This is a genomic window from Enterobacter sp. E14S (genome assembly GCF_055666685.1).
In genome coordinates this window covers 276962-295364 of record NZ_JBVODQ010000001.1, presented here as the reverse complement: position 1 = coordinate 295364, position 18403 = coordinate 276962, and the positions used below count along the sequence as shown (strand labels likewise).

At 53.1% G+C, this 18403-nt stretch carries 13 protein-coding genes; 9 read left to right on the top strand and 4 right to left on the bottom strand.

Translation table 11 applies throughout. The annotated features are described in order from the left end of the window. The first annotated feature begins 103 nt into the window (after positions 1-103). Positions 104-583: an efflux pump transcriptional repressor OqxR gene (locus ACZ6J2_RS01450; RefSeq protein WP_029739386.1), complete on the top strand. Its 480-nt coding sequence runs from the start codon at positions 104-106 to the stop codon at positions 581-583. A 97-nt stretch (positions 584-680) separates the two neighbouring features. Here ACZ6J2_RS01450 and oqxB read toward each other — a convergent pair whose 3' ends face one another. Both oqxB and ACZ6J2_RS01440 read right to left on the bottom strand, forming a co-directional pair. Further along, positions 681-3836, bottom strand: a complete 3156-nt coding sequence (oqxB, locus tag ACZ6J2_RS01445) for a multidrug efflux RND transporter permease subunit OqxB (RefSeq protein ID WP_471724575.1) — start codon at positions 3834-3836, stop codon at positions 681-683. A 23-nt stretch (positions 3837-3859) separates the two neighbouring features. Beyond that, on the bottom strand, positions 3860-5035 hold the full coding sequence (locus tag ACZ6J2_RS01440) for a multidrug efflux RND transporter periplasmic adaptor subunit OqxA (protein WP_023311529.1): 1176 nt from the start codon (positions 5033-5035) through the stop codon (positions 3860-3862). Between the two features lie 336 nt (positions 5036-5371). Here ACZ6J2_RS01440 and ACZ6J2_RS01435 point away from each other — a divergent pair, with 336 nt between their 5' ends. The 3 genes from ACZ6J2_RS01435 (at position 5372) to ACZ6J2_RS01425 (ending at position 6423) form a co-directional block, all read left to right on the top strand. Further along, complete coding sequence (locus ACZ6J2_RS01435; protein WP_471724574.1) at positions 5372-5722, top strand: helix-turn-helix domain-containing protein; 351 nt, start codon at positions 5372-5374, stop codon at positions 5720-5722. Between the two features lie 73 nt (positions 5723-5795). Further along, positions 5796-6113: a YebG family protein gene (locus tag ACZ6J2_RS01430; protein ID WP_032657529.1), complete on the top strand. Its 318-nt coding sequence runs from the start codon at positions 5796-5798 to the stop codon at positions 6111-6113. 94 nt (positions 6114-6207) lie between these two features. Further along, entirely contained in the window at positions 6208-6423 is a 216-nt protein-coding gene (locus tag ACZ6J2_RS01425) for a DUF6500 family protein (RefSeq protein WP_471724573.1), read from the top strand. On the opposite strand, the gene ACZ6J2_RS01420 is transcribed toward ACZ6J2_RS01425, so the two are convergent. Beyond that, positions 6412-7458, bottom strand: a complete 1047-nt coding sequence (locus ACZ6J2_RS01420; protein ID WP_471724572.1) for an NAD(P)/FAD-dependent oxidoreductase — start codon at positions 7456-7458, stop codon at positions 6412-6414. The genes ACZ6J2_RS01425 and ACZ6J2_RS01420 overlap by 12 nt on opposite strands. A gap of 744 nt (positions 7459-8202) precedes the next feature. Here ACZ6J2_RS01420 and ACZ6J2_RS01415 point away from each other — a divergent pair. Both ACZ6J2_RS01415 and ACZ6J2_RS01410 read left to right on the top strand, forming a co-directional pair. After that, positions 8203-14097 (top strand): DUF3320 domain-containing protein, encoded by a 5895-nt coding sequence (locus ACZ6J2_RS01415; protein WP_471724571.1) that lies wholly within the window; start codon positions 8203-8205, stop codon positions 14095-14097. 455 nt (positions 14098-14552) lie between these two features. After that, the gene (locus ACZ6J2_RS01410) at positions 14553-14954 is read left to right on the top strand and encodes a YybH family protein (RefSeq protein WP_471724570.1); all 402 of its coding nucleotides are present in this window, start codon (positions 14553-14555) and stop codon (positions 14952-14954) included. 53 nt (positions 14955-15007) lie between these two features. Here the strand turns inward: ACZ6J2_RS01410 and ACZ6J2_RS01405 are convergent, their stop codons facing one another. Beyond that, positions 15008-15463 carry a hypothetical protein gene (locus tag ACZ6J2_RS01405; RefSeq protein WP_471724569.1) on the bottom strand — a complete coding sequence of 152 codons (456 nt, stop codon included), beginning with the start codon at positions 15461-15463 and terminating at the stop codon, positions 15008-15010. A 430-nt stretch (positions 15464-15893) separates the two neighbouring features. On the opposite strand from ACZ6J2_RS01405, the gene ACZ6J2_RS01400 reads away from it, so the two are divergent. The 3 genes from ACZ6J2_RS01400 (at position 15894) to osmY (ending at position 18397) form a co-directional block, all read left to right on the top strand. Beyond that, positions 15894-16517 (top strand): glutathione S-transferase family protein, encoded by a 624-nt coding sequence (locus ACZ6J2_RS01400; RefSeq protein ID WP_471724568.1) that lies wholly within the window; start codon positions 15894-15896, stop codon positions 16515-16517. A gap of 155 nt (positions 16518-16672) precedes the next feature. Then, positions 16673-17410, top strand: a complete 738-nt coding sequence (locus ACZ6J2_RS01395; protein ID WP_471724567.1) for a YoaK family protein — start codon at positions 16673-16675, stop codon at positions 17408-17410. A 276-nt stretch (positions 17411-17686) separates the two neighbouring features. After that, positions 17687-18397 (top strand): osmoprotectant ABC transporter permease OsmY, encoded by a 711-nt coding sequence (osmY, locus tag ACZ6J2_RS01390; RefSeq protein WP_471724566.1) that lies wholly within the window; start codon positions 17687-17689, stop codon positions 18395-18397. Positions 18398-18403 lie beyond the last annotated feature (6 nt).

Below are 18403 nucleotides of genomic sequence, written 5' to 3'. Positions count from 1 at the left end.
ATTGCTTCAAAATAATTACCGTATTTGTTATATTGTTGTTTATTGCTTATTCACCTCTGCGGTGCCAAAAAGAACAAGATTCACCGCAACCCAGGACAGAGAAATGTTAGATTACCGCTTCCCGACAGCTTTGCAGATGGTTCTCAGCGTAGCGATGGCGGAGCAATTGGGTGAACGTTCCACGAGTGCGATTCTGGCCTACGGCCTGGAAGCGAACCCGAGCTTCATCCGCAAACTGATGGTTCCGCTGACGCGTGACGGCATTATCGTCTCAACGCTTGGCCGTAACGGCTCAATTCATCTTGGTCGCCCGCCGGAAGAGATCACCCTGCGCGACATCTACCTTTCGGTTATCGAAGATAAAAAGCTCTGGGCGTCGCGCCCTGACGTGCCGGCCCGCTGCGTGGTCAGCGCTAACGCCTGCTGGTACTTCAAATCGATATCCGAAGAAGCCGAGGAGGCTTCGTTAGCGGTACTGGCCCGCCATACCGTGGCAAGCGCCCTGGAAGCGGTCAAAAACGCCGACAGCAGCGGATGGGATCCGCTCCCGGACCTTATCGCCCAGTATCAAAAAACGTCTTAACTATCTTGCCGGGTGGCGCTGCGCTTACCCTGCCTACATTCAGATGTAAAAAAACCGCCTTCACAATGAAGGCGGTTTTTTATTATCTGCAGCGTTCCTACGCGGGCAGAACGTCCCTTTCCTCTTTTTTCACGCGCGTCACGAACTTACGCAGCGTCACGTAAAACACCGGCGTCAGGAACAGACCAAACAGCGTCACGCCCAGCATCCCGGAGAAGACCGTGATCCCGGTGACGCCGCGCACTTCTGCGCCCGCGCCGTGGCCGAGGATCAGCGGAATAGTCCCGGCAATAAAGGCGATGGAGGTCATCACAATCGGACGTAAACGCAGGCGGCACGCCTCCAGCGCGGCTTCCATAATGCCTTTGCCCTGAATTTCCAGCTCGCGGGCAAACTCCACGATAAGAATCGCGTTTTTACACGCCAGCCCCATCAGCACCACCAGCCCCACCTGCACGAAGACGTTGTTATCGCCACCGGTCAGCCAGACGCCAAACAGCGCGGAGAGCATGGTCATCGGCACGATAAGGATCACCGCCAGCGGCAGCGTCCAGCTTTCATACAGCGCTGCCAGGACCAGGAACGCCAGCAGCACCGCAACCGGGAAGACGATCAGCGCCGTGTTGCCCTGCGTCGCCTGCTGGAAGCTCAGATCCGTCCATTCAATGTTCATCCCGTTCGGCAGGATCTGCTTAGACATGGCGTCCAGCTGCGTCATCGCCTGCGCAGACGAAAGCACGCGCGGGTCGGCATCGCCAATCAGATCCGCCGCCGGGTAGCCATTGTAGCGGATCACAGGATCCGGCCCGTAGGTGGTCGTGATTTTCACCATACTGCCAATCGGCACCATTTCACCCTGGCTGTTACGGGTGCGCAGATTCGCAATGTCTTCCACGCTGTCGCGGAACTGCCCGTCGGCCTGCGCCATCACGCGCCATGTACGCCCGAACTGGTTGAAGTCGTTCACGTACGACGAGCCCAGATAGGTTTGAAGCGTACCGAAAAGATCGGTCAGCAATACGCCCTGCGCTTTCGCCTTGTCACGGTCGACCTGCACGTCCAGCTGCGGAACGTTAGCCTGGTAGGTTGAGATCGGGAAGTGCATTCCCGGGGTCTGCATAATCGCGCCGGACATGGTGTTTACCGCATTTTGCAGCGCGCCATAGCCCAGACCGCCGCGGTCCTGAATGTACAGAGAATAGCCCGACCCCTGACCCAGACCTAAAATCGGCGGCGGCAGGATGGAGAAGCCAAAGCCTTCCTGAATTTGCGCGATTTTCGCGTTGATCTCAGCGTTTATTTCCGCCGCAGTGTGTTTACGCTGGTCGAACGGCTTCAGGCCGAAGAAGACCGTCCCGGTATTCGGCGTATTGGTGAACTGCAGCGCGTTCAGCCCCGGGAACGCCACCGCGTAGTCCACGCCTTCGGTATTCATCCCGATTTCGCTCATTTTGCGGATCACCGCGTCGGTGCGCGCCAGCGAAGAACCTTCCGGCATCTTCACGCCGCCAATCAGGTACAGCTTATCCTGCGTCGGAATAAACCCGCCGGGCACCGCTTTAAACATCACGCCTGCGGCACAGAGCAGCAGTAGATACACCACAAATACCGAGCCGCGTCGTCCCAGCGTTTTGCCCACCAGCCCCTGATAGCCGTTCGAGCTGCGGTGGAAAAAGCGGTTAAACGGACGGAAAATCCAGCCGAACAGACGATCGATAAGCCGGGTCGGGAAATCTTTCGGCGCGCCGTGCGGTTTTAACAGCAGTGCCGCCAGCGCCGGAGAGAGCGTCAGCGAGTTAATGGCGGAGATGACCGTAGAAATCGCGATCGTCACCGCAAACTGCTTGTAGAACTGCCCGGTAACGCCCGAGAGAAACGCCATCGGCACAAACACCGCGCACAGCACCAGCGCAATCGCGATAATCGGTCCGGACACTTCGCGCATCGCCTGATGCGCCGCCGCAAGCGGAGCAAGCCCCTCTTCTATGTTTCGCTCGACGTTTTCCACCACCACGATGGCGTCGTCCACCACGATGCCGATGGCCAGCACCAGCCCGAACAAGCTCAGGGTATTCAGCGAGAAGCCCAGCAGGTAGAGAATGCTGAAGGTACCCACCACCGAAACCGGCACCGCGATCAGCGGAATGATCGACGCGCGCCAGGTTTGCAGGAACAGGATCACCACCAGCACCACCAGCACCACCGCTTCCAGCAGCGTTTGCACCACCGCGCGGATGGAGTCGCGCACGAAAACGGTCGGATCGTAAGGTGCCGCCCACTTCATATCTGCCGGGAAGCGCGTGGACAGCTCGTCCATTTTCGCACGCACCGCGTTAGACAAATCGATGGCGTTCGCCCCCGGCGACTGGAAGATACCAATCCCGACCGCGTCTTTATTGTTCAGCTGGGAACGCAGCGCATAGCTGCCGGACCCCATTTCGATACGCGCCACGTCGCGCAGGCGGACGACCGTACCGTCCTGCGTCGTTTTCAGGACAATATTGCCGAACTCTTCTTCGGTATGCAGACGGCCCTGGGCGTTAATGGAGATCAGGAAATCGCTCTCTTTCGGCAGCGGCTCGGCGCCAAGCTGTCCGGCGGACACCTGCACGTTCTGCTCCTGCATCGCCGTGACCACGTCCGACGCGGTCAGCCCGCGGGCCGCCACTTTGTTAGGGTCCAGCCAGACGCGCATCGCGTACTCACCCGAGCCGAAAATCTGGATCTGGCCGACGCCCGGCAGGCGCGCCAGCTCGTCCTTCACCTTCAGCGTGGCGTAGTTACGCATATACAGGGAGTCGTACTTACCGTTGGGCGAAAACAGATGCACCACCAGCGTCAGCGTCGGGGACTGTTTCTGGGTGGTAATGCCCAGGCGCCGCACGTCTTCCGGCAGACGCGCTTCGGCCTGCGCGACGCGGTTTTGCACCTGCACCTGCGCCTGATCCGGATCGGTACCCGGACGGAAGGTGACGGTGGTTACCAGCACGCCGTCAGAACCCGCGACGGACTTCATGTACATCATGTTCTCAACGCCGTTGATCGCCTCTTCCAGCGGCGTCGCCACCGTCTCGGCAATCACTTTCGGGTTGGCGCCCGGGTACTCCGCGCGCACCTGCACGCTTGGCGGCACGACGTCAGGATATTCGCTCACCGGCAGCAGCGGGATGGCGATTAACCCTGTGATAAAAATCAGAATCGACAGCACCGCGGCAAAAATCGGCCTGTCGATGAAAAAGCGGGAAAAGTCCATGGATGGATTCTCAGGTCAAGGGATCAGTTGAGGGCGCTGGTGGCGGTCATGGCAACGGTTTTCGCGTTAACCGGCATCCCCGGCATAAACACTTTTTGTAAACCCTCGACGATGACTTTATCGCCAGGGTTCAGACCCTGCCGCACGATGCGTAAACCGTCTGCCAGGCGGCCCGGCGTGATGTCGCGGCGCTGCGCTTTCCCCTCTTTATCGACGATATAAACGTACTTACGATCCTGATCGGTCAGCACCGCTTTGTCGTCGATAAGCGTGGCTTTGAACTCCGCGCTGCCCGGCAGGCGTACGCGGGCAAAAAGTCCCGGCGTGAACTGACGCTGCGCGTTATCCAGCAGCGCGCGCATACGGATGGTGCCGGTACTCGGCGTCAGCTGGTTATCCAGGAAATCCACTTTGCCCTGGTGGGGATAACCCTCTTCGCCCGTCAGGCCAATCTCAACCGGAAGCGCCGTGTGGTTGCTGGACGCCCCCTGTCCGCTGCGGGCCAGATTCTGGTAGTGAAGGTAGGTTGACTCGTCCACGTCAAAATAGACGTAAACCGTCTTCTGCGAGACCAGCGTGGTGAGGACGCTGGCGGTATCGCCCGCGGTCACCAGGTTGCCGCTGGTGATCAGCGCCCGGCTGGCGCGACCGTCGATAGGCGCGGTGACTTTGGTGAAGTCCAGGTTGAGCTGCGCGGCGTCAACTGCCGCCTGCGCGGCGCGAATATCGGCCTGCGCCTGAGTGGCGGCCGAACGACGCTGCTCCCACTCTTCACGGGAAACAACGTTGGTATTGACCAGCTTATCGGTACGGTTAGCCTCGCTTTGCGCCAGGCTGGCCTGCGTTTTAGCTCTCGCCAGGTTCGCCTGCGCCTGTTCCAGCGCCGCGCGATAGGTTCGGTCATCAATCGTGAACAGCACCTCGCCCTTCTTCACTTCCTGGCCGTCGGTGTAATTCACTTTATCAATGTAGCCGGACACGCGCGGACGTAGCTGAACGCTCTCCACCGCTTCAATCCGGCCGTTAAAGCTATCCCACTGGCTAATGGATTTCACCACCACGTCAGCAGCGCTGACGGCGGGCGCAGGCGGCGCGGCGTTTTGCGCGACGCTGTTGTCGCATCCGACGAGCAGCACGGAGAGCAACATGGCCCCCAGCGCGTTCAGATGAAAGTTACCCCAGGTTTTTTGCAGGCTCATTATTTTTATTCCGGTAATTGTCGCCGCCGGGCAAGACGCAGCAGGAGGCACTGCGCCACTTCCTTTGTCCGGTGGCTGTCTCAAGGCCATTTGTGTCGTTCATCGCCACAAAACTGTAACAGTTGCGAATACACTATCGCGGCGATTGTAGGAAGGCGCTTAACTAAGTGCAAGAATAATTGTTGCACTTTATGTGCTATTTGAGCGGATGTGAAAAGACCCGTTACGGTCAGGGATTTAAATGCAACAATAAAACTTGCAATTAATACAAAAACGCGCCACCTTTTAATGCAACAGACAAAGATACCTTTTGACAGGCAGCGTGGGAGTAACCAGATGAACACTGGCGCATTTATGCATGATTTACTCGACTGGATCGACAACAACCTGGATAGCCGTCTGGACATTGAGTCCGTCGCCAGGCGATCCGGCTACTCAAAATGGCACCTCCAGCGCCTGTTCAAAGAGCATACGGGCTATCCCCTCGCCGGGTATATCCGCGCGCAAAAGCTGCAAAAATCGGTTGAACGCTTAACCCACAGCGATGAGCCGATTCTGAACGTGGCGATCGCGCTGGGCTTCGACTCCCAGCAGTCCTTCAACCGCAGCTTTAAGCGTCAGTATGGTCAGGCGCCTGGGGCATGGCGGCGGAGCATGGCTGGCCCGGAAACTCAGCAGCTACGCTAGCAATACATATTTTGCTGCAACGTCGATCTGTTGCTGCTATACTGTACATAAATACAGTAAAGCGAGGTGCACGATGGCTGTTGAAACAAAATTTGTTGTCGTAAGAAAAGGTGAAGAGAAAATGACATTTGCCAGTAAGAAAGAGGCTGACGCTCACGACAAGCTGCTCGATATGGCAGACGCGTTCACCGACTGGCTATTGCAAAGCGGAATGCAGATGGATGAAACGCAGGCTGAAAATCTTGGCCTGTATCTCGCCGAGCAGAAAGAGACCGTGCAGCATATTCTACGTACCAGCAAGCTTCCCGATCTCAACGCACCAGCTGCAACGGATAAAACAGAATCCGACGCAGCTGACACGAAAAAAATCAGGGCTGTGAAAGCGGCCTGATTGTCAGAAAAATCATCACCGACCCTGGAGCCGTAAGCAGCCATCTGCTTGCGGCTTTTTTTAGCCAGAATATGTAAAGAGTAAAGGAGATGGCGTGCGCCAAGGAATGAAGGAAAAAATCATCAGGATCTGTAATGCAAAAATCGCCTCTAAGGGAAGCGATGTTGGGCTTTCGTTCTATGCTTTTTTTTCTAATAAAAATGACGATCCTGAACTGCTTATGGAAGTGGCGCACTGGTGGATTATGGAGATGAAGCTGGACCATTTTGAAAAGGCGGAAAAGATCAAAAACCTTGTCTTAGCCCTGTAACACGCTAAAGCGGGATGGCCGGTAACATTGCGGGATTTCATCGCTCTGGCCGTCGCCTAACTCCTCTGAGACCAGTCTGCCAATCGTCGCTGCGCACGTAACGGCTGGGTGCATAGAGGCGACGTATACCGTCCTGCTCTCATCAGTAAAACCAAGCACCGGATACCCATCCTGAATAACAGGACGCTCTCCTGTTGAGTACTGGATGAGAGCAGCCGACTCTGCGCCCTTGAGCCTGCTTCTTACCGCACGTTGTGCAGCCTCCGCCGTTTCTCTTACATTGCCGCTTGCCGGGTAATCTTCTGCGGCTAATAAATCCCCGTTGTGCGCTTGCCGCACCTCAATATCATCACCGGAGACGATCGTGTTGACCACGTTATGGGCGGCCGCAAAGCGCAGTAATATGGCCGGCGATGACAAAACCGGAACAGGAATCCCCACCCGCTCAGTCAGCGCTGGAATACCTGTACCACAGGCCAGAACGACGCAATCTGCATCCAGTTTACCCTGAGAGGTCAGGACGCCTGTCACCTTCCCCTCCGTCATGCAAAGCCCTGTAACGGTTGTTTTGGTATTCAGCACGACGCCCTTCTCACAGGCTTTGTCGAGCAATAGTCGTGTTGCGCTGACGGCATCAATGGCACCATCTTTTGCAGCATAGCGGGCCTCTGAGGGAGGATTGTTCAAAGCAGGCTCAAGGCGGGAAATCTCCGCCTTGCTAAGGAGACGTTCGTCCTGCAGGCAGAACCCGGATGCTGCGCCGTAGGTTAACGAACCGCTCCATTTAATGTGAAGTTCCGGTATGTGTTCTTCCAGCCTGTGCCAGTCCGCAAGTGCAGCGCGCCGGATAAACACGTCGGCCGCATCATCCTTCACCACACCGGTCAGCCAGCCAAACGCGCTACCGGTTGCACCTGCCGCAGGCATATCCTGTTCAACGAGGGTGACGTCAAATTCACGCTGGGCGAGATGCCATGCGATGGATACGCCAGTGATCCCAGCCCCTACGACGACGATCCTTTTTTTATGGGTCACGGCGCCCTTCTCCTGTGTGGGGAAAATGTTCATGTCATGATGCGAAAGTAATCTCTTACAGGTTATTTTGTAGGATTGCAAAACTCGTGGATGCGGCGGTTAAGGACGGTGGGTTTAGGTGTCTGCTTCGGGCGGTCCTCATCGTATCAGAAGCGGACATCACATATGCTATGACTAGTTTGGTCAATTATTTAAAAGCACATTACACCCTGAAGACACGAAGGTTTAGTACGCTTAGCTCTAACGTCATCTGTAGTGATACACGGCTTCCAATTACCCAATGTACCCAAGTCCTTTTCTGTGATGGCTACTGATGTGATGACAGACAAATGGGAAATATCGGCTCGCAGTAAGAATTTTAGTCATCACGCATAGACAAAATATCTCGTAGAGAAAATGTCGCGGTAATATTTAACCGTTCATTTTTAATGAATATATCCCGAAAGGGGAAGATTGCCCTCTTAATCCTGCCAATAACTGGATTATCGAAGCTGAAACAATCCGCAGTCTTATTGCCGCGTTCTCTAACAGATCGTTGTGAACTGCGGATAAATCCTAAGTTTCATGTGGCTTAGGTGTCTTTAATCCTTTATCGTATTAAGCATCAAAACAAATTTTAAGGTTATGTATCATGTCGACGAAAAGTTGGCCTGGTAGCCCCATTCAGCAGGATCTGTCCTACACCGGGTTGCTCCATCAACATACATAGCCTGACTGATATATTCTCATTGGAGATGGAATTTTATGAGCCTAAAGGCATCTGTCAGTGTCGCCCATAAGCTGGGATTCACTTCACACCAAAATGCAGTTCCTCTGTTACGCGAACTGGTACTAAATAACGAATCTGACCAAATGTACCAGGACTTAACGTTGCATTTGCAGACAACACCTGCGGTGCTGGAAGCAAAACAGTGGAAAATTGATCGCTTGCTTCCTCATTCCACACTCGATATCCGCGATCGCGATATTAAGCTTGATGCAAAATGGCTGGCTGAGTTGACTGAAAGCGTGGTGTGCGAAATTACATTGTGTTTACGTCAGGGAGAGGATGAACTTTTTACTGTTAATTATCCGCTTGAAGCCCTGGCAAAAAATGAATGGGGCGGCGATGCGATGGTTGAATTGTTGCCGTCTTTCATTACGCCTAACGACCCTGCGGTTGATCGTCTGCTCAAAGCCACATCAGATGTACTTCGTAGTGCAGGAAAAAGAGAAGCCCTTGATGGTTATGAAAGCAAATCCAGAACTCGGGTCTGGGAGATAGCCTCCGCCCTGTGGACTGCCATTTGCAACATGAACATCAGTTATGCTCTTCCTCCAGCAAGCTTCGAACACAACGGCCAGAAGATTCGAACACCCGGAACCATAGCAGAGGCGAGGATTGCCACGTGTCTGGATACCACACTCTTATTTGCATCCGCTCTGGAACAACTCGGCCTGAATCCACTGGTCTTTTTAACGGAAGGTCATGCTTTTGTCGGCCTGTGGTTACAACCGCAAGAGTTTGCTCAACTTGTTACCGAAGATGTCTCAGCCGTACGTAAACGAATCGATTTAAAAGAGATGGTCGTATTTGAAACGACACTGGCAACACAAGCGCACCCGGCATCATTTACTCAGGCTTCCGTAGAGGCGCTACAGCATCTGACAGAAAATAAATTCTACGCCGCCATTGATGTACGCCGCGCACGAATGCAAAAAATTCGCCCATTAGCACTGGGAACATTGGGTGCGACTGGGCAGACTAACGATACGGAACAGATTATTTCTCATGGATTTGAAGATGCGCCACAGCTACCTTCATTTGATATTGAGCTCGACATCGCTGATGAAAAAGGTGCAACAAGCCGACTGGTCCAATGGCAACGAAAATTGCTAGATTTAACAACCCGGAACCGCCTGTTACATTTGCCGGAAAGCGCGAAAGGCATACGATTATTATGTGCTAACCCCGGGATGCTTGAAGATAAACTTGCGGAAGGTAAGCGTCTGCGTATTGTTTCTTTGCCAAATCTTGAAACGGGCGGTCGAGACGCAGAATTATACCAGCAACAGACGCATGAGAACTTACGTGATGAGTACGCACAAAATGCGCTGGAACGTGGCGAAGTTGTCTCCTCTCTTGAAAAAGAACGCCTTGAATCTTCTCTAATTGACCTTTATCGCAAATCCAAAAGTGACCTCGAAGAAGGCGGTGCCAACACACTGTTCCTGGCGGTCGGTTTCCTTAAATGGAAAAAAGCTGCCGATGACCCTAAGAGTTATTTCGCGCCACTCATTCTTCTGCCCATTCAGTTAGATCGGAAAAGTGCGCTCTCTGGCGTGACGATGCGTTTGCTGGAAGAAGAACCTCGCTTCAATCTGACGCTATTAGAGCTACTGCGAAACGATTTCGCGCTAACAATCAACGGGCTAGATGGCGAGTTACCAACCGATGAAAGCGGTATCGATGTTGATGGTATATGGAATGTTATACGCCGCGCAGTCCGTGATATCCCGGGCTTTGAGGTCACTCGCGATGTCGTGATCGGCACCTTTTCATTCGCCAAATATCTGATGTGGAAGGATCTTGTCGACCGCACACCGCAACTGATGGAAAGCCCGTTGGTAAAATACCTGATTGAGCGTGGGCAGGAAAATGCCACGTTGGACAAGAGCGGTGAAATCATAGATGTCGATGAACTTGATAATGAAATAGGCACACAGGACCTTTTTTTGCCATTACCTGCAGACTCCTCGCAAGTTGCAGCTGTAGTGGCGTCCGCAAAAGGTCGCGACTTTGTGCTTGACGGACCACCCGGAACAGGGAAGTCGCAAACTATAGCCAATATGATTGCGCACAACCTTGCGCTGGGCAGACGCGTACTGTTTGTGGCTGAAAAAAAAGCCGCTCTGGATGTCGTTTACCGCAGGTTGGAGGCGCAAGGATTAGGTGAGTTTTGCCTGGAGTTACACTCCAGTAAAACCTCGAAGATGGATTTTCTTAAGCAACTTGAACGCGCGTGGGATGTAAGAGACGTGTTGACCACCCAGGAATGGGATGAGGAAGCAAGCAAGTTACAAACTCTTCGTGACAAACTTAATGACGTTGTTCGTTTGCTTCATAAACGTTGGCCTAATGGTTTAACGCTACATTATGCAATGGGTCGAGTTATAAAAGATGCCAATGCAGCGACACCACGATTTACATGGCCAGCTAATACGCTGCATACAGCAGAACAAATGGACTATTTCCGACTGATAGCCAGACGCTTAGAGCTTAACCGTGCTGCTTTTCAACAACACGGTGAACATTTTGCCGCTATTGCACAAACAGACTGGACGAACGGATGGCAGTCATCACTTATTGTCAGCGCGAAAGCCCTACCTGGAAAAATAGAAGACCTGGAGCAAGCGGCTGATACGCTACTGGAGACAAGTGGAATTGAACTGGATTGCAAAGAGCCCGATAAACTGGCACAACTGCTCGCTTTTTGTGAACTCCTGACCAAAGCCGATGGAATCGATCTCAGTTTTATGTTCACACCCGATGCGGCAGCCCGTATTCAGGCAGCCCATACTGCAATCGCTCTGCTACAGGAGATAAACACCACCAAAGAACGGTTGTCGGTCAACTATCCTTCAGATAGCTGGCAACACATCAATGTGCCACAAATCCGTCAAGCACTAACACAAGCGGGTAAAAAATTCTGGTTCTTTGCCACCAGCGCGCGCAAAAAAATTATCCAGGGAGTAATGCAACAACATGCTCTCACTTCAGCACCGGATTTGGCTGCCGATTTACCTGTTATTGATCAGCTACAGCCATTGTCACAACGACTATCTGCGATAAGTAGCGAGACGGCAACGCTCCCGGGCTGGAACAACCTGGCAACAGATTACGAAAAATTAGCAGCGACACTGGCACTTGCAGAAGAGATCCGCAACAAACTCGGCACATTAGCGTCCTCACCACAACAACTTGCAAGGATTCGCAATGCCGTTAAAACCCTGGTTATTGATGGCAATGATTTACTGGGAACGGACGGTATGGTTGCGAATTCATGCCAGAGCCTCCGTACTGCACTTATCGGGTTTAGCGAAGCTAAAACAACCTTCTGTGGCCTGATAAAAACGCAAGAAGAAAATCCGTCGATCCCCACATTGCGAAACTGTGCGCTAAACATAATACAGAATTCATCGGCTCTGAAAGCATGGAGTGACTGGAGTCGCGTGCGAGAGGAAGCGATTTCACAGGGGATGATGCCCATGCTGGATGAGCTTGCTAATCTTGATACCTCAGAAACAAGTGCCTTAGAGATTTTCGAAACAGCCTACTGTCGCTGGTTCGCCTCATGGGTCATTGATTCGGAACCACTACTCCATAATTTTGTTCCTGCCGAACATATGAGTGACATTGAGGCCTATCGCAAGCATACCGATCGACTGGCAAAGTTAACAGTTCGTTATATTCGCGCTCGTCTGTGCGGCGTAATCCCCGCAAAAAATGAAATAGCCAAACAGGGAGGCTTTGCCTTACTGAAGCATGAATTACAAAAATCTCGCCGTCATAAGCCTGTACGGCAAATGGCAGCAGAGATGGGTGATGCAATGTCTAAACTTGCACCTTGCATGCTTATGAGCCCTCTTTCCGTAGCTCAATTTTTGCCTTCCAGCCAGGCTTTGTTTGATCTGGTGATCTTTGATGAAGCATCACAGATTTCCCCCTGGGACGCCATTGGCGCAATGGCGCGTGGTAAACAAGTTGTCGTGGCTGGCGATCCACGTCAGATGCCGCCAACCAGTTTCTTCAATCGAGGTGCAAGTGATGTCGACGATGATGTGGAAGAGGACATGGAAAGCATTTTGGATGAATGCCTTGCCGCCGGGTTATACAATCATAGTTTGAGTTGGCACTACCGTAGTCGCCATGAAAGTTTGATCACCTTCTCTAACCATCGTTATTATGATGGCAACCTGATCACCTTCCCTGCGTCTGAAACACGACAAAGTGCTGTTCAATGGTGCAAGGTCGCTGGCGTTTATTCGAAAGGTAAAGGTCGACACAATCAAGCCGAAGCCGAAGCCATTGTCGCAGAGACCGTAAAACGTCTAACTGATAAAAAATTTGTTGCTTCAGGTAAGTCGATTGGCATTATTACCCTGAACACTGAACAACAAAAACTAATCAATGACTTGTTGGATAGAGCCCGTCAGCAACATCCAGCAATCGAGCCCTTCTTTCAGCAAGAGCTTGATGAACCCGTGGTGGTTAAAAACCTTGAAACAGTTCAGGGCGATGAGCGAGATTTAATTATGCTCGGTATTGGATTCGGCCCTACCGAACCCGGTGCCAATACGATGTCTATGAGCTTTGGTCCTCTCAATCGTGAAGGAGGCTGGCGACGCCTCAATGTTGCCGTCACGCGTGCACGTCAGGAGATGATGGTATTCACCTCATTCGACTCTTCGATGATCGATCTCAATCGAACCAGCGCACGTGCTGTTGCCGACCTTAAGCATTTCATAGAATTTGCTCAAAGGGGCCCGGTAGCACTGGCGCAGGCTGTTCGTGGATCGGTTGGCGGCTATGACTCACCTTTTGAAGAAGCGGTTGCTAATGGCCTGAGAAGGAAAGGCTGGAATGTTGTTCCGCAAATAGGTGTATCCCGTTTCCGTATTGATCTGGGGATCGTTCATCCGGATAAACCCGGCGATTATCTGGTCGGCGTTGAATGTGATGGTGCCACCTATCATAGTGCAGCCACAGCTCGCGATCGTGATAAAGTTCGCAGCGCTATTCTGCAAGGCTTGGGATGGAAATTATTACGCCTCTGGTCAACGGAGTGGTGGATTGATAAAGAAGGTGCGCTTGATCGACTTGATTCGGCCATTCGCGACCTGCTTGAGGACTCCAGAGCTACTGATGCAATGCGCACAGATGAAGCAGAACAATCTGCTGCTATTAGCGATGAAACAACCGCGGTTACAGAGTCGGGTAATCTCCCCTTAACTAGCGTCAATGTGCAGGGAGCCAACGATGGAGAGATGTCCGCTTCTGTAGAAGTGATTAAGCAACCCAGTAAAAAGCCTGAAGACGACGATAGCGCAGAGACCGTTGTGTCAGAGCTAAAATACGCCTCATCATCGACCCAGGAAACTACCCTGCTCACTCAGGGCGCTAAATACATCGTTAATGACCTGCAAGAATGGAACAGCAGAGTTGATGCCGAACGCTTCTACATCGGTGGATATGACGAAACGCTAAGAGGACTCATCGACTCAGTAGTGAAAGCTGAATCTCCACTGCTGGAAACGACTTTGGTGCAGCGCATTGCACGCGTACACGGTTTCAATCGTGCTGGCAGACTAATTCGGGAAAGAGTAATGGAGTTAGTGGATCAGCACTATCATGTTGCGACAGATCATTTTGGTGAAAATTTTGTGTGGCAGTCAACAACCCAGCAGGCAGACTGGAATACGTTCCGTTTGCCTGCAACAGAAAATGATATTCGCCAGATTGATGCTATCCCTACAGAAGAGTTACGCGCATTGGTGCTGAGTATAAAAGGTGAGAACCAAATTGCAGATATCTCCCGATCGTTGGGCATTAAGCGGCTAACAAGCCAGGCACGACAAAAACTGGAGTCATTACTGTAGGTCAGACAGGCTATTCCGGGGTTATCGACAGGAATAGCCTTCATTAAATTTTTCAGTCCCTTGTTTTTCTCCACTAGTGCTATTTTGTCCCCCTTGGTCTGGAGGCGATGGATATTCGAAAAAAGTGGAACAGACAGCAGCATCCAATATGCGGTTCATTGCTGATGCTCGGATATATGGATTTAACGAACTTTGCCGGTGTCTGATTATTCAGGGATTCGTGACGCCGCGAGCAGCCCCTCACTGATTCATATCCAACTACGCTAGCGGCCCTAAAAAACATTTCAACGAATCCATAAAGTATCGCGAACTTCCGCTGGTCACTCACAGTAGACCTAACGTTACCTACCCCCTCAACTTTCCACCCACGCTACCCGCCACAAAACCTGGTAGCTATACAAACGCGCCAGACTGTTACGTTAATACGTGTTCCCCCCATCAACGAGGAATCGCGCATGACCCCACACCCGCTACGCCAGATAATCGAATCCTGCGACCGCGCCATCACCACCAAAAACTATGACGCGCTGATGGAGTACTACGCCGACGACGCGGCTCTGGTGGTTAAACCCGGCATGACGGTTAAAGGCAAAGAAAACATCCGCAGCGCGTTTATTGCCATCTCTGATTATTTTCAGGACCAGCTGATCGTCGAACAAGGGGAGATGCAGGTGATCGAAGGTGGCGGCAATGCCCTCGTTATCATGGAAACCGTTCTGCGTTTTCCTGATGGTCAGGGTGGGATAACGGAAATGTCGCGCCGCGCGACCTATGTTTTTCGGCAGGAAAGCGACGGTCGCTGGCTTTGTACCATCGACAACTCTTACGGTACGTCGCTGCTGGATAACGGGAACTGATCGCGTTATTCACGGCTTCAAAGGGGCGCTGCCGCCCCTCCACGCCAGCGCACTTAATGTGTAGTGATGCGCGGCTCCTTCACAAACTCAGCCAGCAGCCACACCATATCGTGCAGCAGGCCCGTCAGCTCTTTCGCGACGTGATCGGGCAGCGTTCCACCCATAACCGCTTGCGTCAGCGCCAGAACATAGTCCACCTGAGTGAGGGTGTCCTGCCAGCAGTCCGGCACGCAGGAGTTCAGTTTCTCACCCACGATCAGTTGCGCGATCAGGTCTGGCGGCAGATCGACATCGCAGAGTTCTCTTAGCTTACGCAGGGCGTGCAGCAGGCGCTCGCAGAGCGCAGTAAACATCTTCGCATCTTCGATTTCGACCAGCACGCTCACCAGCGCGGCGCAGTTGTCGGCGACGACAAACAGATCGGCATCAGCCGGAAGCGGCCGGGAGATAAGTTGCAGAATGACGCTTTCGTCAGACGGGAGATAATTCAGGGTTGGGATAGTAGCCATACAAGGCACCCTTCTATATGCAGTTCATTTAACCACCCAGTGAGTTCCTACGCTCGGGGGGTAGCGCTGACAGAGGTAGGAATACCGCCCATATAGAAAAACGGCCAGCCTTACGGCTGCTCCGCCAGCGCCACCGTAATTGTAACGGGATCGACACTGCCGCGACATACGAAATGTCACTATATGGTTGATACGGGTTCCTACGCCCGGTTGCGGATGTGCCGCAACGCTGGCACTTTACGACCCCGATCGGTTGAAGAAAAGACATAACCCTGAATTTCACACGGTTAATTTGCGGTTTGCGAGGCGCCTTCCAGAAACGTTCGGTTGAACCGGGCCAGTCACTGCCCACCAAATTTTGCTCCAACCTTCCCCGTGCAACTGGTGTATTGTTTTTAGACAATTCATTCCCCTAAAGGACACCTGCGCAATGATCACCATCCTCGGCAAAACCACCTCAATCAACGTGCGGAAAGTGCTCTGGACCTGCGAAGAAGCGGGCCTCGCATATCAACAGGAAGATTACGGCAGCGGTTTTGCCTCAACGGAAACGGATGCCTTCCGCGCCCTGAACCCCAACGCCATGGTGCCGGTGCTGATCGATGACGATTTCGTGCTGTGGGAATCCAACGCCATCTGCCGTTACCTGGCGCGCAAGGCCGGACGTCACGATCTGCTGCCCGCAGAACCGCAGGCCTGCGCTAACGTTGAGCGCTGGATGGACTGGCAGGCAACCGAATTTAACAACGCCTGGCGCTACGTCTTCCCGGCGCTGGGGCGTAAAAACCCGGACTTTAACGACCCTGAACGCATCGCGGCGGGAATAAAAGAGTGGAACCACTGCATCACCATTCTGGAAAACCAGCTGCTGCAGACCGGCGCCTTTGCGGCGGGCGAGACGTTTACCCTTGCGGACGTGGTGCTTGGGCTGTCGGTGAATCGCTGGAAAATGACGCCGTTTGATAAGCCCGACGTGCCCGCAATTGAGGCCTGGTTTGAACGCCTTAACCAGCGCCCGGCGTTTTTGCGTCACGGCAATAACGGCATGATATAAAGTATTTACGCCCCCATGTTGAGCAAGGATATTTTATTTAATTACTAAACCCTGAAAGTCGTCAGAGGGAATAATAATTAAGCCATATCCTGGACAGCCCGCTGCACCGCTTTGCTAGCCTGACTATTCAGGCAAAGCTCAACCCGGAGGTATTCTTGCTGATTAGACTCAAGAAAGAACGAACGCATAAGGAGGATCGCCGGCTTGCTCTCTGGCTGGCGACCTCGGCAGGTTTGCTCAATGCCATCGCCCTCGGGGCATTTGGTTTTTTCCCCTCACACATGACCGGCAACACCTCCCAATTATCCAGCGAAGTTTCTTCCACCGACCTGAGCGATATGATTTTCTTCGGCTCGATTATTCTCTCTTTTGTCGCAGGCGCCATTATTGCGCGCATGATTGTGATATGGGGCATTATCCATAACGTCAGGCTGGTTTTTTGCCAGATCCTGTTTGTCGAAGGGATATTGCTGACCGGCGTCTCTTTCTACGAGATGTATTTTCATGCCCTCACCAGCAACCGCGCGATTATTCTTTTTCTGTGCGGCCTGATGGGCATCCACAACTCCACCTCCACGCAGCTTTCCGGCGGACGGGTGAGATCGACGCACATTACCGGCACGCTGACGGACGCGGGAATATCTCTGGCCTCGGTGCTGGTGGCGATGCTGCGCAGGGATTACTCCAAAGATACGGCGGCACAAAAAAGTCAGCTGACAACCCACTTAACCACCCTTTTCTCGTTTATTACGGGCGGTATCGCGGGGCTGCTGCTGTTCAGGTGGATCGGATTTAACGCCATGCTGGCGCTCGGGTTGATGCTTGCCGTGGTCGCTATCGTTTCAATTATCACCGTCTCGACGCGGGTTCGACGGGTTCGTGCCTCTCTGTGAAGATAATGTCCGAATTTCGGCGTATGAGTTCTTTAGATGTGACACCGTCACATCTAAAAATTCGCTTTAGGACTATTCTGCCTGACCCTCAATCAGCCCTTATGCCATAAGGCTTAACCCAAGGTTGTCACTGTTTTCATAGGGTTACTGATTTTGCCCCTTCGCTGGAACCCTTCCCAAACGCTTGCTATAGGTGAAATACCCCTGCCGAAACATGGCATAACAACAGGCAACCGGTGGTTGCTATAACGCATGCGCACAGGGAGACACACCGCAATGCACCCATTACTCAAACGTTCGCTGCTGTTTGTCGGCGCCATTATCGTGGTTCTCGCCCTCCTCGTCTGGGGTATCGGGATGGAGACGATCAGGGCGCGCCAGGTTGACCTGGTCTATCTCGGGCAACAGCACATGATTCTGGTTTTCTCGTCGATGTTTTTTGCCCTGCTGGTGGGTATTCCGGCCGGTATTCTGTTGAGCCGTCCGGCCGCGCGGGGTATCGCCGAATATGTGATGCAAATCTTTAACGTCGGCAACACGCTGCCGCCGCTGGCCGTTCTGGCGCTGGCGATGGTGGTGATTGGCATCGGCGATACGCCCGCCATCATCGCCCTGTTCCTCGCCTCGTTGCTGCCGATCGTGCGTAACACCTACGCCGGGCTGTGCTCCGTCCCGCCGTCGCTGCTGGAAGCGGCAAACGGCATCGGGATGACCAAATCGCAGCGCCTGCGTCAGGTTGAGCTGCCAGCCGCCTGGCCGGTCATGCTCTCGGGGATCCGCATCGCTACGGCCATTAACGTCGGTACCGCACCGCTGGCGTTCCTGATTGGCGCCAGCAGCTACGGCGAGCTGATTTTCCCCGGCATTTACTTAAACGATTTCCCGACCCTGATCCTCGGCGCGGCGGCCACCGCCCTGTTCGCCCTGATCCTCGATACCCTGCTGGCGGCGCTGGGCCGCGCGATGAGTCCCCATCTCGCTCGATAACAATAA